Annotated in this window: 19 protein-coding genes; 12 read left to right on the top strand and 7 right to left on the bottom strand. The window is 75.2% G+C overall.

Annotated features, from left to right (window positions below):
- The first annotated feature begins 33 nt into the window (after positions 1-33).
- Both metF and MUU72_RS03165 read left to right on the top strand, forming a co-directional pair.
- The gene (gene metF, locus MUU72_RS03170; protein WP_248011527.1) at positions 34-951 is read left to right on the top strand and encodes a methylenetetrahydrofolate reductase [NAD(P)H]; all 918 of its coding nucleotides are present in this window, start codon (positions 34-36) and stop codon (positions 949-951) included.
- 36 nt (positions 952-987) lie between these two features.
- A complete protein-coding gene (locus MUU72_RS03165) occupies positions 988-2085 on the top strand; it encodes a hypothetical protein (RefSeq protein ID WP_248011526.1) in 1098 nt (365 codons plus the stop codon).
- A 31-nt stretch (positions 2086-2116) separates the two neighbouring features.
- Here MUU72_RS03165 and MUU72_RS03160 read toward each other — a convergent pair whose 3' ends face one another.
- The 3 genes from MUU72_RS03160 to MUU72_RS03150 all read right to left on the bottom strand — a co-directional run bounded on the left by MUU72_RS03160 (position 2117) and on the right by MUU72_RS03150 (position 5376).
- Positions 2117-3637 carry a phytoene desaturase family protein gene (locus tag MUU72_RS03160; RefSeq protein WP_248011525.1) on the bottom strand — a complete coding sequence of 507 codons (1521 nt, stop codon included), beginning with the start codon at positions 3635-3637 and terminating at the stop codon, positions 2117-2119.
- Positions 3638-3706: 69 nt separating this feature from the next.
- A complete protein-coding gene (locus tag MUU72_RS03155; RefSeq protein ID WP_248011524.1) occupies positions 3707-4327 on the bottom strand; it encodes a DUF4126 domain-containing protein in 621 nt (206 codons plus the stop codon).
- A gap of 434 nt (positions 4328-4761) precedes the next feature.
- A complete protein-coding gene (locus tag MUU72_RS03150; RefSeq protein WP_248011523.1) occupies positions 4762-5376 on the bottom strand; it encodes a TetR/AcrR family transcriptional regulator in 615 nt (204 codons plus the stop codon).
- A 239-nt stretch (positions 5377-5615) separates the two neighbouring features.
- Between MUU72_RS03150 and MUU72_RS03145 the strand changes: the two genes are divergently transcribed.
- The 3 genes from MUU72_RS03145 (at position 5616) to MUU72_RS03135 (ending at position 7717) form a co-directional block, all read left to right on the top strand.
- Positions 5616-6119: an SAV_6107 family HEPN domain-containing protein gene (locus tag MUU72_RS03145; protein WP_248011522.1), complete on the top strand. Its 504-nt coding sequence runs from the start codon at positions 5616-5618 to the stop codon at positions 6117-6119.
- A gap of 105 nt (positions 6120-6224) precedes the next feature.
- The gene (locus tag MUU72_RS03140) at positions 6225-6980 is read left to right on the top strand and encodes a methyltransferase (protein WP_248011521.1); all 756 of its coding nucleotides are present in this window, start codon (positions 6225-6227) and stop codon (positions 6978-6980) included.
- A 341-nt stretch (positions 6981-7321) separates the two neighbouring features.
- Complete coding sequence (locus MUU72_RS03135; protein ID WP_248011520.1) at positions 7322-7717, top strand: SCO2097 family morphological protein; 396 nt, start codon at positions 7322-7324, stop codon at positions 7715-7717.
- Positions 7718-8479: 762 nt separating this feature from the next.
- Here MUU72_RS03135 and MUU72_RS03130 read toward each other — a convergent pair.
- The 4 genes from MUU72_RS03130 to MUU72_RS03115 form a co-directional block, all read right to left on the bottom strand.
- Entirely contained in the window at positions 8480-10903 is a 2424-nt protein-coding gene (locus tag MUU72_RS03130) for a transglutaminase TgpA family protein (protein WP_248011519.1), read from the bottom strand.
- Entirely contained in the window at positions 10900-12276 is a 1377-nt protein-coding gene (locus tag MUU72_RS03125) for a DUF58 domain-containing protein (protein WP_248011518.1), read from the bottom strand. Before MUU72_RS03125 ends, MUU72_RS03130 begins: the two co-directional genes overlap by 4 nt.
- Positions 12276-13301 carry an AAA family ATPase gene (locus tag MUU72_RS03120; protein ID WP_248011517.1) on the bottom strand — a complete coding sequence of 342 codons (1026 nt, stop codon included), beginning with the start codon at positions 13299-13301 and terminating at the stop codon, positions 12276-12278. Before MUU72_RS03120 ends, MUU72_RS03125 begins: the two co-directional genes overlap by 1 nt.
- Before the next feature lie 230 nt (positions 13302-13531).
- Positions 13532-14092, bottom strand: coding sequence for a beta-class carbonic anhydrase (locus MUU72_RS03115; protein ID WP_248011516.1), 561 nt, complete (start codon positions 14090-14092; stop codon positions 13532-13534).
- 488 nt (positions 14093-14580) lie between these two features.
- Between MUU72_RS03115 and rsmH the strand changes: the two genes are divergently transcribed.
- The 7 genes from rsmH (at position 14581) to murD (ending at position 24045) form a co-directional block, all read left to right on the top strand.
- On the top strand, positions 14581-15540 hold the full coding sequence (gene rsmH / locus MUU72_RS03110; RefSeq protein WP_248011515.1) for a 16S rRNA (cytosine(1402)-N(4))-methyltransferase RsmH: 960 nt from the start codon (positions 14581-14583) through the stop codon (positions 15538-15540).
- A complete protein-coding gene (ftsL, locus tag MUU72_RS03105) occupies positions 15537-16202 on the top strand; it encodes a cell division protein FtsL (protein ID WP_248011514.1) in 666 nt (221 codons plus the stop codon). Before rsmH ends, ftsL begins: the two co-directional genes overlap by 4 nt.
- Positions 16203-16302: 100 nt before the next feature.
- On the top strand, positions 16303-18276 hold the full coding sequence (locus MUU72_RS03100) for a peptidoglycan D,D-transpeptidase FtsI family protein (protein WP_248011513.1): 1974 nt from the start codon (positions 16303-16305) through the stop codon (positions 18274-18276).
- A gap of 18 nt (positions 18277-18294) precedes the next feature.
- On the top strand, positions 18295-20031 hold the full coding sequence (locus tag MUU72_RS03095; protein WP_248011512.1) for a UDP-N-acetylmuramoyl-L-alanyl-D-glutamate--2,6-diaminopimelate ligase: 1737 nt from the start codon (positions 18295-18297) through the stop codon (positions 20029-20031).
- Positions 20032-20093: 62 nt separating this feature from the next.
- Positions 20094-21527, top strand: a complete 1434-nt coding sequence (locus MUU72_RS03090) for a UDP-N-acetylmuramoyl-tripeptide--D-alanyl-D-alanine ligase (protein WP_248011511.1) — start codon at positions 20094-20096, stop codon at positions 21525-21527.
- Positions 21528-21532: 5 nt separating this feature from the next.
- A complete protein-coding gene (mraY, locus tag MUU72_RS03085) occupies positions 21533-22597 on the top strand; it encodes a phospho-N-acetylmuramoyl-pentapeptide-transferase (RefSeq protein WP_248011510.1) in 1065 nt (354 codons plus the stop codon).
- A complete protein-coding gene (gene murD, locus MUU72_RS03080) occupies positions 22594-24045 on the top strand; it encodes a UDP-N-acetylmuramoyl-L-alanine--D-glutamate ligase (RefSeq protein ID WP_248011509.1) in 1452 nt (483 codons plus the stop codon). Before mraY ends, murD begins: the two co-directional genes overlap by 4 nt.
- Positions 24046-24102: the final 57 nt, after the last annotated feature.

Raw genomic sequence — 24102 nt, 5'->3', positions numbered from 1 at the left:
GGTGTCCGTCCGGGGTGTGGTTAACCTGCCCGTATGGCCCTAGGTACAGCTTCCACCAGGACTGATCGCGCGCGCACCGTGCGCGACCTGCTCGCTTCCGGCAAGCAGTCCTACTCGTTCGAGTTCGCCGCCCCGAAGACCGAGAAGGGCGAGCGGACGTTGTGGAACGCCATTCGCCGCATCGAGGCCGTCTCCCCGACCTTCGTGTCGGTGACCTACGGCGCCGGCGGCACTTCCCGCGACGGCACGGTCCGTGCCACCGAGCGCATCGCCACCGACACCACCCTCACCCCGGTCGCCCACCTGACCGCGGTCAACCACTCCACCGCCGAGCTGCGCAACATCATCGGCCAGTACGCCGACGCCGGGATCCGCAACATGCTCGCGCTGCGCGGCGACCCGCCGGGCGACCCCCTGGGCGAGTGGGTCCGCCACCCCGACGGGGTCGACCACGCCGCCGACCTGGTCCGGCTGATCAAGGAGTCCGGCGACTTCTGCGTCGGCGTGGCCGCCTTCCCCGAGATGCACCCGCGCTCGACGGACTGGGACACCGACGTGCGCCACTTCGTCGACAAGTGCCGCGCCGGGGCCGACTTCGCGATCACGCAGATGTTCTTCTACCCGGAGGACTACTTCCGGCTCCGCGACCGGGTCGGCGCCGCGGGTTGCTCCACGCCCATCATTCCGGAGATCATGCCGGTCACGAACGTGCGTCAGATCGAGCGGTTCGCGCAGCTCAGCAATGCCGCTTTCCCGCCCGAGCTCGCGGCCCGCATCCTCGCGGTCAAGGACGACCCGGCGGCGGTACGCTCCATTGGCATCGAGTACGCGACGGACCTGTGTGCGCGCTTGATGGCCGAGGACGTGCCCGGGTTGCACTTCATCACCCTGAACCACTCCACGGCGACCCTGGAAATCTACGAGAACCTGGGGCTGCACCAGCGCCCCTGACCATGGTGGCCGGAATCCGGCGGAAGAGGGGCGCAAATGGGCTGGACGATCCTCTACATCGCGTTCGGCCTGGTCGCCCTGTGGCTGCTCGGCGAGGTGCTGTTCCAGCACAAGGCCCGGCTCCGCTGGCGGGCACTGGCCCTGGCCGGCTTCCTCGGGGTGGTCACCGGCGTGATCATCCCGTCGGTGATCGTGGTCGCCCTGGGCGCGATCGCCTTCGCGACCGGGCAGACCTACGTGACGCTCTCCGTCCGCCGCGGCTTCGCCGAGGGCTGGACGCTCGGCCGCCGGCCCAAGGTGAACCGCCGGCGCCGGGCCCGCCCGTCCCGCGGCGCCGGGCCGAAGCTCCAGGTCTCCGGCCTGTCCGAGGAGCACCCCGCGGGCGGCACCGGTCCCGAGGCGCCCGCACCGGCGGCGGACCACCCGGCGCCGGCCGGCCACGGCGCGGACGGCGCCGCCGGCCACGACGCCTACCCGCCGCAGCCGGTCCCGGCCCCCGGCCAACCGGCCGCCGCCGGCGAGGACTTCGGCTACGCCTTCGCGGACGCCCCCACCGTCTACGCCCCGCAGCCCCTGCCGGACGAGACCGGCGCCTACGGCGTCTACAGCCCCGACGCCCGCGCCGACCGGACGGCCGCCCCCGTCAGCTACGACCTCTTCGGCAACGTCACCACCGACGGCGACCCCGGTGGCTACGCCGACGGCCACGGCCACGCGCCCGGCAACGACTACGGCTACGGCGGCGGTTACGCCGGGCAGACCGGCCACGACGGCTACGGCGGGCACGGCGGCCACGCCGACCCCTACCCGGCCTACGGTGACGGCTCCTACCAGGGCGCCCAGGCCCCCTACTCCGACCCGTACATCGGCACGCAGCAGTACGCCGCGCCCTACGACCCGTACGAGGAGCAGGACCCCTTCGGCCGGGCGCCGTACGCCGCTGACCCCCTCCAGGGGCCGGACGGGCAGCACGCGCAGCACACCCAGCACTACGACGCCCAGGGCTACCACCCCGGGACCGGACCGGACGGGGTCTGGGTGCCGCAGCAGCGCGACACCGGGCACCCCGCCGCCGACCAGCAGCCGCCCTACCCGCCGCAGCCGGGCTACGACGGGCAGCGGTACCCCTACTGACGCCCGGGCCGGGGAAGGCGCCCGGCCGGGCTCACTCCGAGCCGCGCCAGTCGTCGCCGTGCACGATCAGGCCCGCGACGAGCGCCCCGGACATCCCGGCGTGCGCCAGCCCCCCGCCGGGGTGCGACCAGCCGCCGACCGCATAGAGCCCCGGTATCCGGGTGCGGTTGGCCGGGCGCAGGAAACGCCCCTCCCGGCCCGCCAGCGCCGGACCCGGCACCGGGCCGCTGTCCGCGGGGCTCGGCACCTCCCGCCACAGCATCCGCTCCCGCAGGTCCGGTACGGCGGCCTCGGCGACCCGGACCAGCCGGTCCGCCTGCTCCGCCAGGGCCTCGGCGCCGGGCCGGTCCGCCGGGCCGGCCGCCGCGACGGTGGCCGTCAGGGTGACCGCCTCGTGCTCCCCGTCGGGCCGGGTGGCCGGGTCGTCGGGGCGCAGCACCGTCACCGTCGGCCGCTCACAGGGCTCGCGGAGGCCCTGGCCGCGGCTGTCGCCGAAGACGCCTGCCAGCTCCGCGTCGCGGTCCGCGGCGTGCACCACCGTGCGGTGCGCCGCGTCCACCGGCCGGGCGCCGCGCAGCGCCAGACAGACCGTCAGCCGCGCCGTGCCGGGCCCCGGGGCGGGGCGGACGTCGTCCGCGCCCCAGGGCTCGCGGCCCCCGCACAGTGCGGGCAGCCGCGCCGGGTCGAGGCCGGCGATCACGTACTCCGCGTCGGCGACCCGCCCGCCGGCCAGCTCCACGCCGGCGGCCCGGCCGTCCTTCAGCACGATCCGCGTCACCTCGGCGCCGAAGGCGAACTCCACGCCGCGGGCCCGGCAGCGCGCGTACAGCGCCTCGGCCAGCGCCCGCATCCCGCCGCGGACGTACCAACTCCCGAAGGTCTGCTCCATGTACGGCAGCACGGCCGCGCTCGCCGGGGTGGTGCGCGGATCGAAGCCGTGGGCCAGCGCGTGGCTCTCCAGCAGGGCGGCCAGCCGCGGGTCGGCCAGCTCGCGCCGGGCGATCTCGGCGAGGGTCGCGGTCGTCGGTCCCTTGGCCCGGCCGCGCCCGAACAGGCCGCGCCGGCGCACCGCCGGATACGGGTCGCGGCCCAGCACCCGCCAGTCGGCCCACAGCGGCTCCTCCAGCAGCGGGCGGCGGGTGGCGTCCCACGCCTCGCGGGCGCGGACCATGACCTCGCTCCAGCGCTCGCCGCACCCGGCGCCCAGCGCCTCGTCCAGGGCCGCCAGGACGCCGGCCCGGGAGGCGTTGGGCAGGGTCGCGGTGGTGCCGTCGGCGAAGACGTGCCGGCTCGCGGGATCGACCTGGGTCAGCCCGACGCACGCCTCCAGCGGCTCGCGGCCGGTCTTGAGGAACAGATCGCGGTAGACCGCCGGGAGGTGCAGCAGACCGGGGCCGGTGTCGAACGCGAAGCCGTCCCGCTCGAACCTGCCCACCGCGCCGCCGTACGTCGCGCCGCGCTCGAACACCGCCACCCGGTGGCCCGCGACGGCCAGCCGGGCGGCGGCCGCCATGGCGCCCGTCCCGGCGCCGATCACCGCAATCCCTGCCATGCCTGCGACTGTATCCGGCGGCACCGACACCGCCGTTCGCGCCCGGTGCCGGCCCGGCCGGTGCCGGGCTCAGCCGGCCGGTGGAACCAGGCCGTCCGCGGCGGCGAGCCTCTTCTCCGCGCGCCGCTCCCGCCTGCGCCGCAGGTACCGGCGGATCCGCGACCACAGGAAGACCACCACGGCGATGCCCGCGACCAGCAGCGCCGCCGCGATGCCCGCCGCCAGCCACGGGTGGAACAGCGCGAACGCCACCAGACCGGCGACGCCGAGGTCCTCCGCCAGGCTCAGCACGATGTTGCTGGCCGGCTCGGGGGAGGTGTTGACGGCGATCCGGGTGCCGGCCTTGACCAGGTGGCTCACCAGCGCCGTGGAGCCGCCCACGGCGCCCGCCGCCAGCTCCGGCAGCGAGCCGTCGTGCCCGGCCAGCAGTGCCGCCACCACGCCGCCGGCGACCGGCCGGACCACGGTGTGCACCGCGTCCCAGACCGAGTCCACGTACGGGATCTTGTCGGCCACCGCCTCGGCCAGGAAGAGCACCGCGGCGACGATCAGCACATCGGGCCGCTCCAGGGCCGCCGGCACCTCGTCGGAGACACCGGTCACGCCGAGCAGGCCGAGCAGCAGGACGACGGCGTAGGCGTTGATGCCGCTCGCCCAGCCGCTGGTGAAGACGAGGGGAAGTACGGACACGCGCAGATCGTAGGCGCTCGCGGTGCGCCGCGTCCCGGTACCGGCGCGGAGTGCTCAGCCCGTGAGTATCCGTACTCAGACGCCGAGATGAGTAGGTACGCGGATGGGCCGGCGCGGCCCCGGACGGAAGAGTGGGGGCCACGGACGGGAAGCGGCGCCGCACCGCCGGCACGGGGCGGCGGAGCGACGCGGCTCCCGGACGCAGCGGGGGAAGGACGGGGGCTCCAACGGGGGAGTACGGGGGAGACGGGGGAGCCACGGGGGCGGTGCTGCCCTGGTCGGATCGGTCGGGGGAACGATCTGCGCCAGGGCAGCGCCTCGTTTTCGCGTTTCCGCGTTGCCGCGCTTTCACGTCTCTGCGTTCCCGCGTCTTCGCGTCTCTGCGTTCCCGCGCCTTGCGGTTCCGTCTCCGTGTACGCGTCTTCCCCGCCCCGTCAGGCCGGGCGGCCGGAGACCCGCCCCTGGAGGAGCCGGGACAGCGCCGCGTGGACGTCGTCGATCGACCGGTCCGGCTGGTACGACTGCCAGTCCAGCGCGGCCACCAGCACCATCCCGAACAGCGCGGACGCGGTCAGCGGGATGTCGATCTCCTCACTCAGCTCCCCGCCGGCCACCGCCTCCCGCAGGACGTCCTCCACCACCGTGATGGCCCGCTCCCGCACCACCATGAGCGTGGACTGCCAGGCCCGGTTGGTGCGCCACAGCTCGGCGACGTAGAGCTGGGTGAGCGCCGGGTAGCGGGCGATGAAGTCCAGGCCCGCCCGGATCATCGCGTCCAGCGCGTCCACCCGGGAGCCGCCCCGGTCGGCGACCTCCTCGGAGGCCGCCTGGAGGGAGGTCGCCAGCAGCTCGATGCCGTGCCGCAGCAACTCCTCGAAGAGCACGTTCTTGCTCGCGAAGTTGTAGTAGACGGTGCCCTTCGCGACCCCCGCCCGTTCGGCGATCTCGTCCACCGTGGTGGAGGAGAAGCCCTGTTCGGCGATGAGGGTGACCGCGGCCTCGAAGAGCTTGCGCCGGGTGGCGTCGCGGCGAGTGTTGGAGCTGTCCATGGGGCGATTGTGCCGGGTGGCGCTGTGTGCCCGCTCACAGGCTCAGCTCCGGGGGCGGGCCCCTGCCGCCCACCGCCCCGCGGTTCCCGGCCGGCGGGTGCGGGCGACTCGCCGCACCTGCCCCATTTCCGGGGAATCCGCAGGTCAGGGCCGATTGTCAGTGGTGTGCCGCACGATGGGCGCATACGGTCCGCATCGGCATCCGGTTCCGGCCGGCATGCGACGACAGGAGGTTCGTCATGGCAGCTCGTCCCCCCGCGGGCAGCTCCGCTGCGTACGGTCCCCCGAGCGATGTCCACCCCGTCCTGCGGCGCGCGGCCGCCCCGCCCGCCGCCCTCGACCTGCTCACCAAGGCCCGGGACGGCCTCGACGAGGCCCGCGCCCTGGAATCCGCCAACGAGCGCTACGCCACCGCCCACCTCGCCGCCCTGCGCGCCGCGGCCGCGGTGCTCGCCGTCCGCGGGCGGCCGGAGGCCACCGCCCGCGGCCGCAAGCGCATCCGCAGCGCCTGGGAGGTGCTCCCCGAGATCGCTCCCGAACTCACCGAGTGGAGCGCCCTGTTCGCCGCCGGCGCCGCCCGCCGGGCCCGGGCCGAGGCCGGGATAGCCGGCGCGGCCGCGCCGCGCGACGCCGACGACCTGCTGCGGGACGCCGGGATGTTCCTCCGCCTCGTCGAGCGGATGCTGCGGCTCCAGCCGACCCTGCCGGCGGTGCCGCCGCAGCGGACCGGCCGGGCCGGCTGACGGCCGGGCCCGACGCGGTGCGCGGGCCGCGCACGGCCGCGGCCCGGGAACGGAATAGGGTGGTCAACGACTGGATGTCCCTGTCCTGCCGAGGAGCCACCCACCGTGTCTGACCCGCTGCGCCCCCGCGCATCCCTTCGTACCGCCGTGGTCTGGGACGTCCTCAAAGACGCCCTGGAGCGCCGGGTCAAGGCCGCCGGGCGTGACGCCCTGGACGTCCTCGACACCGGCGGCGGCAGCGGCAACTTCGCCGTCCCGGTGGCCCGCCTCGGCCACCGCGTCACCGTCGTCGACCCCAGCCCCAACGCCCTCTTCGCCCTGGAGCGGCGGGCCGCGGAGGCCGGGGTCGCCGACCGGATCCGCGGTGTCCAGGGCGACGCCCACGGCCTGTTCCAGGTCGTCGAGCGCGGCGGCTACGACGCGGTGCTCTGCCACGGCGTGCTGGAGTACGTCGACGACCCCGCCGAGGGCCTGCGCAATGCCGTCGGCGCGCTGCGCCCGGCCGGCACCCTCAGCCTGCTCGCCGCCGGACTGGGCGGTGCGGTCCTCGCCCGCGCCCTGGCGGGCCACTTCACCGAGGCCCGCCGCGCCCTGACCGACCCGGCGGGCCGCTGGGGCGAGGGCGACCCGGTGCCCCGCCGGTTCACCGCCGAGCAGCTCACCGAGCTGGTCACCGCCACCGGCCTCCAGGTCGGCGCGGTGCACGGCGTCCGGGTCTTCGCCGACCTCGTCCCCGGAGTGCTCGTGGACACCGAGCCCGGAGCGCTGGACGCGCTGCTGAAGCTGGAGGCCGCCGCCGCGGAGCAGCCGGCGTTCCACTCCGTCGCCACCCAGCTGCACGTCCTCGCCGAGCGCGACTGAGCCGGTACGGACCGTTGCCGCGCCGCCGGGCCGCCGCCCTCCGCGGCGGCCCGCGGCGCCGTCCCGGGCCGCCGCCGGCCGGTCCCGCACGGCGCCCCCCGGGGCCGCGTGCGGTCGGCCACAGGCCACCCGAACAGCCGCTTCGCCCCGTATGATCGAGGGACGACGTTCCGGCATGACGGACTGGCGGGTGGGGAATGCAGCCAGCATCACCACCGGCTGCCGCGGCGGTGCGGACGGTGAATTGGCGTAGAGGGGCGGGTTTCACGGGGGCGATTCCCTGCCTATCCTGAAAGGGTCGCACCCGGTCGCCCCCCGCGACCGACGAGTAGGAGGACTCCGTGCCGCTCTCGGAGCACGAGCAGCGCATGCTCGAGCAAATGGAGCGAGCGCTGTACGCCGAAGATCCCAAGTTCGCGACAGCGCTTGAGGGAAGCGGGCTGCGTACGTACACCCGGCGACGGGTCTACCAAGCGGTCGCGGGCTTCCTGGTGGGTATCGCCCTGCTCATGGCCGGTATGGTCGCGCAGCAGATCTGGGTCAGCGTCGTCGGCTTCCTCGTCATGCTCGGCTGCGCCGTGCTGGCCGTCACCGGCTGGCGCAAGGCTCCCCGGCCCGGTGAGCGGCCCGCGGGCCCCGGCGGACCGCAGGCGCGCCGCCAGGCCAGGCCGCGCCGCTCGATGATGGACCGCATCGAGGACCGCTGGCAGCGCCGCCGCGACGAACAGGGCCACTGACCACGGGCTTTCCCTGAGCCCGCTCGCTTCGGCCCTTCCCGGTCACTTCAGGCACTCCGTGTCCCTTCCGTCCGTGCCCCTGGGAGGGCGCGGGTCAGGCAACGGATGTCGCAACAGATGCCGGCAACCCTCTCGGCAACGGCTTCCGCAGCAGGTGCCGGCAACAGGTCGCTCAGGTGCGGACCGAGGGCACGCGTGGTTCGCATGGGAGCGGATCCGGCCATTTCCGTGGCGCTTTCCTGCCTGTTGATGAGGGGCTTCGAGGCTTTGCCGACTCTCTGCTGACGCTTTCGGACTCTCCGCTGCGGCGTTCCGGTTCCCGGTGTGGTCGTTCGCTTCCGGTTGTGGCGTCGATTTCCTGTGCCGACTCCGGCTCCGGTTGACCGTTGCGGCTTCGGCTTCTCTCCGCGAGCTTCGGCTTCGCCCTGCGCTTTTCCGCTTCCTGAGGTAGCTTCCGGCTTCCGTTGCGGCTCGGCGTGGCGCTCCGGCGCGGCAGGCTGTGGCGCTCCGGCGCGGCCGTGGCCGCGTGGCCCCTGCGACCGTCCCGGCCGGCTCCCCGCGATGGCCTCCGGTCCCCGCTGTCCGGTCGCCGCCGGGCCGTCCCACCTGTGCCTCTCGGCCACCCCGGACGGGCCCGATCTCCCCGCCCCGGGACCGCGAGGTGCGGTCCCCGGACGCTCGGGGCCGCACCTCTCGCGTATCCGCAGCCGGGCAGGGGCCGGGGCCCAGGGGTACCCGCCCGGCCCCGCGGTGCCGCTGGGCCTACGCCCGTTCGGTATTCCGTCGGAGCGCCGTGCGGACGGCGGTTGCCGCGCGTCGTGCCGCCGTCGCCGGGCGGCTGGTCCGGCAGCGCAGCCGCAGGGCCGACCAGCGGGCCGCGGCGGACCAGCGGAGCCGGGCCGCGGAGCGCGGGGCCAGCCGCGCGCGCAGCCGTACGGTGCGCGGTGCGCCGTCGCGGAGGCCGGCCGCTGCCCGCCGGACGTCCGCGGCGAGCCCGGTGGCCGGCTGGGGCCGCGGCGCGTACAGCGCCTGCTCGACCGCGGTGGCGACGCGCCGGGCCGCGTCCGCGGCGTCCGAGGGCAGTTCCCCGATGCGAATGATCCGGGCGGCCGCGGTGCGGGGCGTCAGCGAGGAGTCCGGCACGATCCCGTGGTCCCAGGCGGTGTCCAGCAGCTCCTCCCAGGCGGCGAGGGTGTCCGCCGCGGCGTCCCCGCCCGGTCCGCCGCCGGCCAGCCGCCGGGCGCGGACCCTGGCCCGCCACAGCACCGGCACCGCGGGCACCGCCACGATCAGCAGTACCCCGAGGACGATCAGGACCGGCGTCCACGGCACCCGGCCGTCCTCCGGCGCCGCGGCCGCCGGTGTCGGGGGCACCGCCGCGCAGCCCGCCCCGGCGCCCGCGCGCCGCTCGGCGGGGCCGCAGGACGGCGCCGCGGACGGGCCCGCCGACGGCACCGCGGACGGGGCCGGGGCGCGGTCCGGGGCGCCGGAGCCGCTGGACCGCCCGGCGTCCGGGTAGGCGTAGTCGGGGACGCTGCCGCGGCTCGGGGTGGGCTCGAAGCGGGTCCAGCCGACGCCCTGGAAATACAGCTCGGGCCAGGCGTGCGCGTCCTTCAGCCCCACCGACGTCGTGCCGTCCGGCTGCCGGACGCCCGGTGTGAAGCCGACCGCGACCCGGGCCGGTATGCCCAGCGTGCGGGCCATCGCCGCCATGGTGAACGAGAAGTGGACGCAGAAGCCCTCCTTGTCCTCCAGGAACCGCGCGATCGCCTCGGTGCCGCTGCCCGCCCGGACCTCGGTGTTGTAGGTGAAGCCGCCGTCGAGCGCGAACCAGTCCTGGAGCCGGACGGCCTTGTCGTACGCGGTGCGGGCGCCGTGGGTGACCTGGCGGGCGGTGCTGCGGACGATCGGCGGGAGGCCGGCCGGGACCTGGGTGTACTCGCGCTCCAGGGCGGCGGGCGGTGGCGGGGCGGCGGCGAGCTGGTGGGCGGTGGGCCGCACCTGGAGGCTTTCGACCTGGTACTGGAGGCCGTGGGTGTTCTGCCCGCGGTCGCCGACCAGGGTGCGGCCCTCGGGCTCGAACCGCCAGCGGCCGGGCAGGTCCACCCGGGCCGCCGGATAGGGCAGCGGCAGCCAGTTCTGGGCGTACCACTGGGCGGTGGAGACCGAGGTGTTGATCCGGGTGACCGCCACGTCGGTGCTCAGGCCGGGCGGGCGGGGCAGCTCGCCGGGGACGTCGGTGACGGTGCGCTCGGACGGCTTCCAGGCCGTCCCGTCGAACTGGTCCAGGGCCACGATGCGCAGATACATGTCGCGGGTGTCGGCCGCGGTGGTGCGGTAGTTGAGGACCTCGCGGTCCTGCGGCTGGTTGAGGCTGTCCTGGAGGGAGACCAGGGGGTTGACCGCGGAGATGGTGCCGCCCCCGCCGCCCGGGCCGCTGCCGCCGGCGGACGGGCCGAGCAGCCCGCCGCCCAGGGACGGCAGGAGGGCGGGCACCAGCAGCGCCACCCCCAGCGCCAGCACGCCGATCCGCCGGCCCGTGCGCACCGGGACGCAGGCGGTGCGGGCGCCGCCCGGCCGGGGCCCGGCCGGCGTGCCGAACACCCGCCCCCACTGGGAGAGCCGGTCGCGGCCCTCGGCGAGCAGGAGCAACAGATAGCCGGCCGCCGCCACCAGGAACCACAGCCACCCCGAGCCGCCCGGGGACAGCCCCGCCGCGACGGAGTACAGCGCGAGCAGCGGCAGCCCGGCGGGCGCGGCACTGCGGTAGGTGACCGCGAGCGCGTCCACCACCACCCCGACCAGCAGCACCCCGGACACCAGCAGCAGCTTGATGCCGGGCGTGACCGGGGCCGGGATGGCGTAGCGGCCGACGTCCCGCAGCCCGGCCTGCGCCAGGTCGGCGAGGGCCTCGACGGCGCCCGGGCCCGGCAGCACCCCGGCGATCGCGTGGCCGCGGGCGAACAGGGCGGTCAGCAGCAGCACGGCCGCCAGCGCCTGGGCGCCGATCGTCAGCGGCCGGGCCAGCGGCACGCGCCGGGTCAGGGCGCCCACGCCCACCACCAGCGCCAGCAGCACCGCCGCCTGGAGGAGCCAGGTGACCGGGTCCACCAGCGGCAGCAGCGCGCACCCGGCGCACAGCGTCGCCGCGATCGCGGCCAGGGCCAGCCGCGCCCGTCCGCTCATGCCGTCGCCCCCCTCCGCCCGGCGGCCTCCCGGCCGGGAGCCGCTCCGGCCGCCGGCTCCGCCCCCGCCCGGTCCGCCGCCCGCCACAGATCGGCCAGCGCGTCCCCCGGGGCGACCGGCAGCGCCGTCCAGCCCGCCTCGCGCAGCCGCCGCAGCCGCTCGGCGACCGGCGTCCCGCCGCCGGAGAAGCGGATCCCGCCGGGCCCGCGGGACCAGGCGTCGCCGTCCAGGACGAAGGCGACCCCGGTGGCGCAGCGCCGCCGGATCCGGCCGGCCAGCGCCGCCTGCTCCTCGTCCAGGTCGCCGAAGAAGGCGATCAGCAGGCCCTCGGTGCCGCCGCGCAGCGCGTCGTACGCGCCGGCCAGGCTCTCCTCGGCGGAGTGCTCGACGAGGGCGAGGGTGTCCAACAGCAGGCCCGCGGCGTCCGCCGACTCGCCGCCGGCGGCCCCGCCGGTCTCCGGGCCGGGCACCGCGCTGCCGGTGTCGGTCAGCAGCCGTACCGCGAAGCCCCGTTCGAGCAGGTGCAGTGCGACCGAGGCGGCGCCCGCCACCGCCCATTCGAAGGCGGAGTCCGGCCCGGAACCGTCGTGGGCCACCGCCCGGGTGTCCAGCAGGACCGTGCAGCGGGCCTTCCGCGGCTGCTCCTCGCGGCGCACCATCAGCTCGCCGTGGCGCGCGGTGGCCCGCCAGTGGACCCGGCGCAGATCGTCGCCGTGGCGGTACCCGCGCGGGATGACGTCGTCCTCACCGGCCAGCGCGAGCGAGCTGTGCCGCCCGTCGCCGTACCCGGCCGCCTCGCCGGACAGCCGGACCGCCGGCAGCGGCTCGGCGCGCGGCACCACCGTCAGCGCGTCGGACGCGCTGAACGCGCGGGTCAGCTCGCACATCCCGAACGGATCGGTCAGCCGCAGTTGCAACGGGCCCAGCGGATAGCGGCCGCGCAGGTCGGAGCGGACGCGGTAGGACACCTCGCGGCTCCCGCCGGGCTCGACCCGGTCCAGTACGAAGCGCGGGCGCGGCCCGAGGACGTAGGGCACCCGGTCCTGGAGCATCAGCACACCGGTCGGGAAGCGGCCCACGTTCTCCACCCGGAGGCGGACCCGGGCCTCGGCGGCGGCCGGCACCCGGGCGGGCGCCAGCGTGCGGCTGCCCGCGACGCGGTAGCGGGTGCGGTGCAGCACCAGGACGCACACCGGCGGCAGCACCGCCAGCAGCAGCCCGACCCGCAGCAGATCGGCCTGCCCGAGGAGGTACGCGCACGCCGCGGCGGCCAGCCCGGCCGCCAGGAACGACCGGCCGCGGGTGGTCAGCCCCCCGAAGGCCGCGCGCAGCCCGTCCGGCTCCGGCGCCGCGGTGCTCCCCCTGCCCGACATCACGCCTCCCGGGGGCCGGGCGGCCGCCCGCCGGGGGCGGACCGCCGCCACTGCGGGGCGGACGGCTCGGGGACCGGGGTGCGCTGCACGATCTCCAGCACCACCTGCTCGGCGGACCGGCGGCTCAACTGCGCCTGGGCGGTGGGCAGCAGACGGTGCGCCAGCACCGGCACCGCCAGCCCCTGCACGTCGTCCGGGAGCGCGAACTCCCGCCCGGCCAGGGCCGCCGCGGCCTTGGCGGCGCGCAGCAGGTGCAGCGTCGCCCGCGGGGAGGCGCCGAGCCGCAGGTCGGGGTGGTGGCGGGTGGCCGCGACCAGCTCGACGGCGTACCGCCGCACGGCCTCGGCGACGTGGACGGCGCGCACCGCCTCGGTCAGCCGCACGATCTCGTGGGCGTGCGCCACCGGGCGCAGGGCGTCCAGCGGGGAGGCGCCGCCGTGCACGTCGAGCATCCGCAGCTCGGCCGCGGGGGAGGGGTAGCCGATCGAGACCCGGGCCATGAAGCGGTCCCGCTGCGCCTCGGGGAGCGGGTAGGTGCCCTCCATCTCGACCGGATTCTGCGTCGCGACGACCATGAAGGGGCTGGGCAGGGGGTAGCTCTGCCCGTCCGTGGTGACCTGGCGCTCCTCCATCGACTCCAGGAGCGCGGACTGGGTCTTGGGGGAGGCGCGGTTGATCTCGTCGCCGATCACGATCTGGGCGAAGATCGCGCCGGGCTTGAACTCGAACTCCTGCCGCTGCTGGTCGTAGACGCTGACGCCGGTGATGTCGGAGGGCAGCAGGTCGGGGGTGAACTGGATGCGCCGCACCGAGCAGTCGATGGACCGGGCCAGGGCCTTGGCGAGCATCGTCTTGCCGACGCCGGGCACGTCCTCGATGAGCAGGTGCCCCTCGGCCAGCAGGACCGTCAGCGCGAGCCGTACGACCTCCGGCTTGCCCTCGATCACGGCCTCCACCGACCGGTGCACCCGTCCGGCGGTGGTGGTCAGATCGTCGAGGCTCGCTCGTTCGTCATACGTCGTCACTCGGCCCTCCTCGGCCCGTCCCCGGGGGGCCGACGTCCTCTCGGCGGATCCGGCCCTCCCCGTGTGCGCGGCGCGCCCGGCCTTTGCCGGGGCGATGTCACCTACGCATTCTTGCCGCCCGCGCGGCCCCGCGTCATGGCCTGTGGACAACTCACACCGTCCGGACCGGGCCAACCGGACAAGCCCGGCGATCCGGTCGCCGGGAGGGGCGCGCCGGGCCCCGGCGCGGCTCAGTCCCGCGGGTCGATCTCCCGCAGCAGACCCGTGGTGACGTCGAAGACAAAGCCGCGGACGTCGTCGGTGTGCGGCAGGAACGGCGAGGTGCGCACCCGCTGCATGGACTGCCGGACGTCCTCGTCGAGGTCCTTGAACGCCTCGACCGCCCAGGTGGGCCGCTGGCCGACCTCGGCCGCCAGTTCGTGCCGGAAGTCCTCGGTCAGGCTGAGCAGACCGCAGCCGGTGTGGTGGATGAGGACCACCGACCGGGTGCCCAGCGCCCGCTGGCTGATCGTCAGGGAGCGGATGATGTCATCGGTCACCACCCCGCCGGCGTTGCGGATGGTGTGGCAGTCGCCGAGCTCCAGGCCCAGTGCGGCGTGCAGGTCCAGCCGGGCGTCCATGCAGGCCACCACGGCGACCCTGCGGACCGGGCGGGCGTCCATGCCCGGATCCGTGAAGCCGGCCGCGTAGCGCCGGTTCGCCGCCACCAGCCGGTCGGTGACGGTGCCGCCCCCGGGGACGTCGGTGCCGTCGGCGGACGGGGGCAGCGGCTGCGGCGCAGGTATGGGCATGGCCTCACGGTAGCCGTTCCCGGCCGCGGCGGTCCGCCGACCGGCGGGCGCACCGGACGGCGGCCCGGTGTGTGAGGTACTCCACAGCGCTCCCCGCCCGCGGACGAAGCCGAACAAACACCCCGGCGCACCGTGCGGGGGACGCGCGGAACCGGTTGATTGACCGGGACGGCAGGTGGACTAAAGTGACGCGAAGTGGGAGGCGTGACGCTCTCCTCGGATCCTCGATCCCTCGCGTGCGTGACCGTACGTACGGTTCGGCCTCCTCCCGCTCCACCGGTCTTCCGACGTCACTTCCCCGTCGCCGGAGGGCCACTTCCCCTTCAGAGCGGGCGGGGACCGAGCGGTACGTGCGGCATCCCCCAGTCACCGGCCGGGACCCACCTGCCGCCCACCATCGGAAGGCATATGAGCGAGCGCAGCGAGCGAAGCGGAAAGAGGTGCGCGCTCTGCGAAGGCAGGCCCGCCGAGCGAAGCGAGGCCGGCGCATGAGCGGCAACACCCGCCACGTACCCGTCATGCTCCAGCGGTGCCTGGACCTGCTCGCCCCCGCCCTCGCCGAGCCCGGCGCGGTCGTCGTCGACTGCACCCTCGGCCTCGGCGGGCACAGCGAGGCCCTGCTCGCCGCCTTCCCCGAGGCCCGGCTCGTCGCCCTGGACCGTGACCCGTCCGCGCTCCGCCTCGCGGGCGAGCGGCTGGCCCCCTACGGCGACCGCGCCACCCTGGTGCACGCCGTCTACGACGAGCTTCCCCAGGTCCTCGACCGGCTCGGACTGCCCCGCGTGCAGGGGGTCCTGTTCGACCTCGGCGTCTCCTCCATGCAGCTCGACGAGGCCGGCCGAGGCTTCGCGTACGCCCAGGACGCCCCCCTGGACATGCGGATGGACCAGACGACCGGCATCAGCGCCGCCGAGGTCCTCAACACCTACCCGCCCGGTGAGCTGGTGCGGATCCTGCGCGCCTACGGGGAGGAGAAGCAGGCCAAGCGGATCGTCGCGGCGGTCGTCCGGGAGCGGGAGAAGGAGCCCTTCACCACCAGCGCCCGGCTGGTCGAGCTGATCCGCGACGCGCTGCCGCAGGCCGCCAAGCGCACCGGCGGCAATCCGGCCAAGCGGACCTTCCAGGCGCTGCGCATCGAGGTCAACGGCGAACTGGCCTGCGTCGAGCGCGCGATCCCGGCCGCCGTCAAGGCGCTCTCGGTGGGCGGCCGGATCGCCGTGCTGTCCTACCACTCGCTGGAGGACCGGCTGGTCAAGCAGGTCTTCGCGGCCGGTGCGACCAGCACCGCGCCGCCCGGCCTGCCGGTCGTCCCCGAGCGCTACCAGCCCCGCCTGAAGCTGCTGACCCGCGGCGCCGAGCTGCCCACCGAGGAGGAGGTCGCCGAGAACCGGCGCGCGGCCCCCGCCCGGCTGCGCGGCGCCGAGCGCATCCGCGAGGACATCGCGTGAGACGCCAGGGGGGACGGCCGCGCGGCAGGCAGCGCCTGACCGCGCTGCTGCCCTCCGCGCCGCGCACCGGCACCGCCGCGCGCACCCCCTTCGTGCTGCTGGTCGTGGTGCTGCTGGGCTCCGGGCTGATCGGCCTGCTGGTGCTCAACTCGGCCCTGAACCAAGGCTCGTTCGAACTGAGCCGGCTGGAGCGGCAGACCGGCGAGCTGACCGACGAGCAGCAGGCCCTCCAGCAGGAGGTGGACGGCTACTCCGCGCCCGGCGCGCTGGCCCGCCGGGCCCGCGAGCTGGGCATGGTGCCCGGCGGCAACCCCGCCTTCCTGCTCCCGGACGGCACCGTGCGCGGCGCCCCGGGTCCGGCCCCGGCCGCCGGCGCCGCGCTGTCCGCGTCCGCCGGCCCGCTGCCGCTCGGCCCGGCGGCCCTCCGGCCCGCGGCCCCGGCGGTCCTCCCGCCGGCCCCGGCGGTGGTACCGGCCGCGCCGCACGCCCCGGCCGGGCCGCTGGCGCCCAGTACGCCCGGCGTCCCCTCTTCCCCGGGCCCGCTGGCCACCCCCGCGGCCCCCGCCTCCGTCCTCACGCCCGACGCGCCCGCCCCGCCGGCCCCGGCCGCCCGCGCCGCGGACCCGTCGGCCGGCCCCACCCCGCCGGCCTCCGGCAGGTGACCGCCGTGACGCCCGCCCCCGCCCCCCGCCGCGGCGCGCCCACCCGCCCGTACGGCGCCCCGCTGTCCGCCACCCCCGCGTACGCCCCGGAGACCGCGGTATGACCGAGCCCAGGGATCCCCGCCGCGTGCCGCGCCCCGCCCGGTCCGGCGGCCGCCAGCCGTCCGCCCGGTCCGGCACCGCCCGGCCGCCCGCCGCCCGCCGTCCGAAGCCATCGGGCCGCTCCCGCCCGGCCGCCGGGCCGCTGCGGCCGGTCAGCCCGCGGCCCCGGCTGCGGCTGATCGCGCTGGCGCTGACGCTGGTGATGCTGGCCTTCGTCGTCCGCCTGGTGCAGGTGCAGGGCGTGGACGCCGCGGCCTACGCGGCCAAGGCCAACGAGAACCGCTACGTCCCGGTCAAACTGGCCGCCGAGCGCGGGGCGATCACCGACCGCAGCGGCGTGGACCTGGCCACCACCGTGGACGCGTACGACATCACCGCCGACCCCAGCCTGCTGGCGCCCGCCAAGATCAAGGTCACGAACGCCCCGGAGCGGGCCGCCGCGCTGCTCGCGCCGATCCTCGGCGAGTCCCGGCAGAGCCTGGCCGCCAAGCTCGACCGCCCCGCGTCCCGCTACGTCCTGCTGGCCCGCCAGCGCACCCCCCAGGTCTGGAAGCGGATCAAGGACCTGCGCAAGAAGCTGGACGCCGAGGCGGCCGCCGCCCCCAAGAGCGCGCCCCGCCCCAATGTCCTGGTGGGGGTCTTCGCCGACAAGCACCGCAAACGGGTCTACCCGAACGGCGACCTGGCCGCGGGCGTCCTCGGCTTCGTCAACGGCGCGGGCCACGGCGCCGGCGGCCTGGAGGCCCAGCTCGACAAGGAGCTGGCGGGCAAGGACGGCAAGCTGGTCTACGCCCAGTCCGGCGGCCGCCGGGTGCCCACCGCCGACACCCAGGAGCACCCCGCCGTCCCCGGTACCGACGTCCAGCTCACCCTGGACCGCGACATCCAGTGGGCGGCCCAGCAGGCCATCACCGAGCAGGTCGGCAGGTCCCGCGCCGACCGCGGGTACGTCGTCGTCCAGGACACCCGCACCGGCCAGATCCTGGCGCTGGCCAACGCGCCCGGGTTCGACCCCAACGACATCTCCCGGGCCGCCCCGGACGCGCTGGGCAACCCCGCGCTCACCGACGCCTTCGAACCCGGCTCCACCAGCAAGCTGATGTCGATGGCCGCCGTCCTGGAGGAGGGCGCCGCGACCCCGTACACCCGGGTCACCGTCCCGAACCGGCTGCACCGCGGCGACCGGCTGTTCTCCGACGACATCGACCACGCCACCTGGCACCTCACGCTCAACGGCGTGCTCGCCAAGTCGAGCAACATCGGCACCATCCTGGCGGCCGGCCAGCTGGGCACCACCCAGCCGCAGGCCAACCAGGTCCTCTACTCCTACCTGCGGAAATTCGGTATCGGCCGGCCGACCGGACTGAACTTCCCCGGGGAGACGGACGGCATCCTGGCCAAGCCCCAGGACTGGAACACCTCCCAGCAGTTCACCATCCCGTTCGGCCAGGGCCTGTCCCTCAACGCCGTCCAGGCCGCCTCGGTCTACTCCACGATCGCCAACGGCGGCGTCCGGATCGCGCCCACCCTCGTCCGCGGCAGCACCGGACCGGACGGCCACTACACCCCGGCCCCCGCGCCGGCCCGGACCCGCGTGGTGAGCGAGAAGACCGCCACCACCCTGGCCGCCATGCTGGAGTCGGTGGTGGACGACCAGGAGGGCACCGGAGCGAAGGCGAAGATCGACGGCTACCGCGTCGGCGGCAAGACCGGCACCTCCAACCGGGTGGACCCGAAGACCGGCCGCTACCACGGCTACACCGCCTCCTTCGCCGGCTTCGCGCCCGCCGACAAGCCCCGCATCACCGTCTACTGCGCCGTCCAGAACCCCACCCGGGGCAGCTACTTCGGAGGCCAGGTCTGCGGCCCGGTCTTCCAGCAGGTCATGACGTTCGCGCTGAAGTCCCTCCAGGTCCCCCCGACCGGTGCCCCGTCACCGCGGCTGCCGGTCACCTTCAAGCCAGGCGACTGAAATCGAGGCAACACCGCCGTGACGACCATCACTCCCGACGGCCCGCAGCCCCCCGGTGACAGCGGCCCGCCGAAGCCCTCACTTCGCCCCGGGCCCGTTCTGCCCGGTACGCTCACCGCCGTGTCACAAGCTGATCAGTCCCCGAAACCCCCGCGCACGGAGAAGGGCGGCCCCGGCGGATATCCGGGCGCGCCGCGCCCCGAGGAGGTCCGCCCCACCCCCCTGGCCGACCTCGCCCGGCAGCTCGCGGTCCCGGTCCCGGACGGCGCCGACGCCGTCCGGGTCACCGGCATCACGCACGACTCCCGTGCGGTCCGCCCCGGCGACGTCTACGCCGCGCTGCCCGGTGCCCGCCTGCACGGTGCCGACTTCGTCGCACAGGCCGCCGACCTCGGCGCCGCGGCGATCCTGACCGACCCCTCGGGCGCCGAGCGCGCCGCCGCGACCGGTCTGCCGGTGCTGGCCGTCGACGACCCGCGCGGCCGGATGGGCGCCCTGGCCGTCTCGATCTACGGCACGCCCGGCGCGGACCTGCTCCAGATCGGCATCACCGGCACGTCCGGCAAGACCACCACCGCGTACCTCATCGAGGGCGGGCTGCGGGCCGCGGCCGCCAAGGGCGACGGCGGGCTGACCGGCCTGATCGGCACCGTCGAGTCCCGGATCGGCGACGAACGGCTGAAGTCCGAGCGGACCACGCCCGAGGCCACCGACCTCCAGGCGCTGTTCGCGGTGATGCGTGAGCGCGGGGTCCGCTCGGTCGCCATGGAGGTCTCCAGCCACGCCCTGGTGCTCGGCCGGGTCGACGGCTGCGTCTTCGACGTCGCGGTCTTCAACAACCTCAGCCCGGAGCACATGGAGTTCCACTCCGGCATGGAGGACTACTTCCAGGCCAAGGCGCAGCTGTTCACCACGGCGCGCAGCCGGGCCGGGGTGGTCAACCTCGACGACGAGTACGGCCGCCGGCTGGCCGCCGGCGAGTCCGAGGTGCCGGTCACCACCTTCTCCGCCGAGGGCCACCCGGACGCCGACTGGCGCGCCGCCGACGTCGAGGTCGGCGCGCTCGGCTCCACCTTCACCGTGCACGGCCCCGGGGGCGTGACGCTGCGCGCCGCCTCCCCGATCGCCGGCCCGTTCAACGTCTCCAACGCGCTCGCCGCGATCACCGCGCTCGCCGTGGCCGGTGTGGACCCGCAGACCGCCGCCGACGGCGTCGCCGCGGTCCCCGGCGTCCCCGGCCGCCTGGAGCGGGTGGACGTCGGCCAGCCCTACCTCGCGGTCGTCGACTACGCGCACAAGACGGACGCCGTCGAATCGGTTCTGCGGGCGCTGCGCAAGGTCACCGACGGCAAGCTGCACGCCGTCCTCGGCTGCGGCGGCGACCGCGACCGGCAGAAGCGGATGCCGATGGGCGCCGCGGTCGCCCGGCTCGCCGACACCGCCGTGCTGACCTCCGACAACCCCCGCTCCGAGGATCCGCTCGCGATCCTCGCCACCATGCTCGCGGGCGCCGCCGAGGTGCCCGTCCACGAACGCGGCACCGTCCTGGTCGAGGAGGACCGGGCCGCCGCCATCGCCGCCGCGGTCGCCCGCGCGGAGCCCGGCGACACCGTCATCGTCGCGGGCAAGGGCCACGAACAGGGCCAGGACATCGCCGGAGTGGTCCGCCCCTTCGACGACCGCCAGGTGCTGCGCGACGCCATCGCGGCGTCGCTGAAGTCGCAGCCGTCACAGCAGCCGAACCACCAGGGATGACACACCGCCATGCGCGCACAATCCTCTTGTTGGCACCTCCTGCACGGCCCCGGGGGTGACCTGTGATCTCCCTGACCCTCGCCGAGATCGGACGCATCACGGGCGGGCAGCAGCACGACATACCGGACCCGGACCGCGTGGTCACCGGGCCGGTCGTCTCCGACTCCCGGGCGGTCCGCCCGGGTGGCTTGTTCGTTGCGTTCGCCGGTGAACGCGCCGACGGGCACGACTTCGCCGCGGGCGCGGTGGAAGCCGGTGCGGCGGCCGTCCTCGCGGCCCGCCCGGTCGGTGTCCCGGCGATCGTCGTCGACGACGTCGTCGCAGCTCTCGGCGCTCTCGCCCGCGCCGTCGTGGAGCGGCTGGGCACCTCCGTCATCGGCCTCACCGGCTCCGCCGGCAAGACCAGCACCAAGGACCTGATCGCCCAGCTGCTCCAGCGGCACGGCCCCACGGTGTGGCCGGAAGGCAACCTCAACAACGAGATCGGGCTGCCGCTCACCGCGCTCCGCGCCGACGCCACCACCCGCCACCTCGTGCTGGAGATGGGCGCCCGCGGCATCGGCCACATCCGCTACCTCGCCGAGCTGACCCCGCCCCGCATCGGGGTGGTCCTCAACGTCGGCTCCGCGCACGTCGGCGAGTTCGGCGGCCGCGAGAAGATCGCGCAGGCCAAGGGCGAACTGGTCGAGGCGCTGCCGGCGGCCGAGGACGGCGGGGTGGCGGTGCTCAACGCCGACGACCCGTTCGTCCGCGCCATGGCGTCCCGCACCCGGGCCCGCACGGTCTTCTTCGGAGAGTCCCGGGAGGCCGACGTCCGCGCCGAGAATGTCCGGCTCAACGGCCTCGGGCAGCCCGCCTTCACGCTTCACACACCCTCCGGGTGCAGCGATGTGACCATGCGGCTGTACGGTGAGCACCACGTGTCGAACGCGCTCGCCGCGGCCGCCGTCGCCCATGAGTTGGGCATGCCCGTAGACGAGATCGCCACCGCGCTCTCCGAAGCCGGCACGCTCTCCCGCTGGCGGATGGAGGTCACCGAGCGCGCGGACGGCGTGACGGTCGTCAACGACGCCTACAACGCGAACCCCGAGTCCATGCGAGCGGCGCTGCGTGCGCTGGTCGCCATGGGCGCCGCCAGGTCGGCGGAGGGGGGCCGCACGTGGGCGGTGCTCGGTGAGATGGCCGAGCTGGGCGAGGAGTCACTCGCCGAACACGACGCGGTCGGACGGCTGGTCGTCCGGCTCAACGTCAGCAAGCTCGTGGCGGTCGGCGGCAGGGAAGCGGCCTGGCTCGACATGGGCGCCAAGAACGAGGGTTCGTGGGGTGAGGAGTCGGTGCACGTGTCCGACGCGCGGGCGGCGGTCGACCTGTTGCGCAGGGAGCTGCGACCGGGAGACGTCGTGCTGGTGAAGGCGTCCAGGTCGGTGGGCCTGGAGCGGGTGGCCGCGGCATTGCTGGACGGCGAGGGTGCTGAGGGCGGGGCCGCGTCCCGATGAACTCCATGAAGCAGATCCTCTTCTCCGGGATGATCGGGCTCTTCCTGACCCTGATCGGCACCCCTCTGCTGATCAAGCTGCTGGCCAGGAAGGGGTACGGGCAGTTCATCCGCGATGACGGCCCGCGGACCCACGGCAGCAAGAAGGGCACGCCCACCATGGGCGGTATCTCCTTCATCCTGGCCACGATCATCGCGTACGCCCTGACGAAGGTGATCACCTCCAGCGACCCGACGTTCTCGGGCGTGCTGGTGCTCTTCCTCTTCGCGGGCATGGGCCTGGTCGGCTTCCTCGACGACTACATCAAGATCGTCAAGCAGCGGTCGCTGGGCCTGCGGGCCAAGGCGAAGATGGCCGGCCAGCTGATCGTCGGCATCGCCTTCGCGGTGCTCTCGCTCCAGTTCGCCGACCTGCGGGGGGCGACCCCGGCCTCGGACCGGCTCTCCTTCACCCAGGACTTCGGCTGGCAGATCGGCCCGGTGCTGTTCGTCATCTGGGCGCTGTTCATGATCCTGGCGATGTCCAACGGCGTGAACCTCACCGACGGCCTCGACGGCCTGGCCACCGGCGCCTCGGTGATGGTCTTCGGCGCGTACACCTTCATCGGCATCTGGCAGTACCAGGAGTCCTGCGCCAACCAGATCACCGCCGGACCCGGCTGCTACGAGGTCCGCGACCCGCTCGACCTGGCGGTGGTCGCCTCGGCCCTGATGGGCGCCTGCTTCGGCTTCCTGTGGTGGAACACCTCGCCCGCCAAGATCTTCATGGGCGACACCGGCTCGCTGGCCCTGGGCGGCGCGCTCGCCGGCCTGGCGATCTGCTCCCGCACCGAGCTGCTGCTGGCCGTCCTGGGCGGTCTGTTCGTCCTGATCACCATGTCCGTGGTCATCCAGGTGGGATCGTTCCGCCTGACCGGCAAGCGGGTCTTCCGCATGGCGCCACTCCAGCACCACTTCGAACTCAAGGGGTGGTCCGAAGTCCTTGTGGTGGTCCGGTTCTGGATCATCCAGGGCATGTGCGTGATCGTCGGTCTGGGCCTCTTCTACGGCGGCTGGCAGGCGGCGAAGTGACCGGGTACGACCCGCAGGCCCCGGAGGACTTCGCCGGACACCACGTCACCGTGGCCGGCCTCGGCGTGAGCGGCGTCCCCGCCGCCCGCGCCCTGGCCGGGCTCGGCGCCCGCGTCACCGTCGTCAACGGCAGCGACGGCGAACGGGAACGGGCCCAGGCCGCGGAGCTGGAGAAGCTCGGCATCGCCGTGCGGCTCGGCGACGGGGAGACCCTCCCCGAGGGCACCGAGGTGATCGTCACCTCCCCGGGGTGGAAGCCCACCAGCCCGCTCTTCCGGGCGGCCGGGGAGGCCGGCGTCCCGGTGTGGGGCGACGTCGAACTGGCCTGGCGGCTGCGCGGCCCGGATGCCGCTCCGTGGCTCGCGGTCACCGGCACCAACGGCAAGACCACGACCGTCCGGATGCTGGCCTCGATCCTGACCGCGGCCGGTCTGCGCACCGCCGCGGTCGGCAACATCGGCGTCCCGCTGGTCGACGTGGTCCTCGGCGAGGGCCGCGACGCGCAGACGTCCTACGACGTCCTCGCCGTGGAGCTGTCCAGCTACCAGCTGCACTGGGCCCCCTCGGTACGGGCGCACTCCGCGGCCGTGCTCAACCTCGCCCCCGACCACCTCGACTGGCACGGCTCCATGGCGGCCTACGCCGCCGACAAGGGCCGGATCTACGAGGGCAACACCGTCGCCTGCGTCTACAACGCCGCCGACCCGGCCACCGAGGACCTGGTCCGCGCGGCCGACGTCGAGGAGGGCTGCCGGGCGATCGGCTTCACCCTGGGCACCCCGGGCCCGTCCCAACTCGGCGTCGTCGACGGCATCCTCGTCGACCGCGCCTTCGTGGCGGACCGCCACCGGCAGGCCCAGGAGCTCGCCGAGGTCTCCGACGTCACCCCGGCCGCGCCGCACAACGTCGCCAACGCGCTGGCGGCCGCGGCGCTGGCCCGCGCCTTCGGCGTACCGGCCACCGCGGTCCGCGACGGCCTGCGCGCCTTCCGCCCCGACGCGCACCGCATCGAGCACGTCGCGGACGTCGCCGGGGTCGCCTACGTCGACGACTCCAAGGCCACCAACACCCACGCCGCCGAGGCGTCGTTGGCGGCGTACGAGCACCTCGTGTGGATCGCCGGCGGGCTGGCGAAGGGCGCCACCTTCGACGACCTGGTGGCCGGGGCCGCCGGGCGCCTGCGCGGGGTGGTCCTGATCGGCGCCGACCGGGCGCTGATCCGGGACGCGCTGGCGCGACACGCCCCCGATGTCCCGGTTGTCGACCTCGAACGGACCGACACTGGGGCGATGTCCGAAGCGGTGCGGCGGGCGGCCGGGCTGGCCCGGCCCGGCGACACCGTGCTGCTGGCGCCGGCCTGCGCCTCGATGGACATGTTCGTCAATTACAACGAGCGGGGCGAGGCGTTCGCCGCCGCGGTGGGCGAACTGGCCGCCGGCGGTCACTAGCCCGGTTCTCCCCGCTGCCGTCGTCGCCGGCGGCGAGCGCACCTGTGGAGGGGACGA

Source organism: Streptomyces rhizoryzae (assembly GCF_023155275.1).
In the GTDB taxonomy this organism is placed as follows: domain Bacteria; phylum Actinomycetota; class Actinomycetes; order Streptomycetales; family Streptomycetaceae; genus Streptomyces; species Streptomyces rhizoryzae.
Note: the sequence above shows the minus strand (reverse complement) of the source record. Positions and strands in the feature narration are given on the sequence as shown.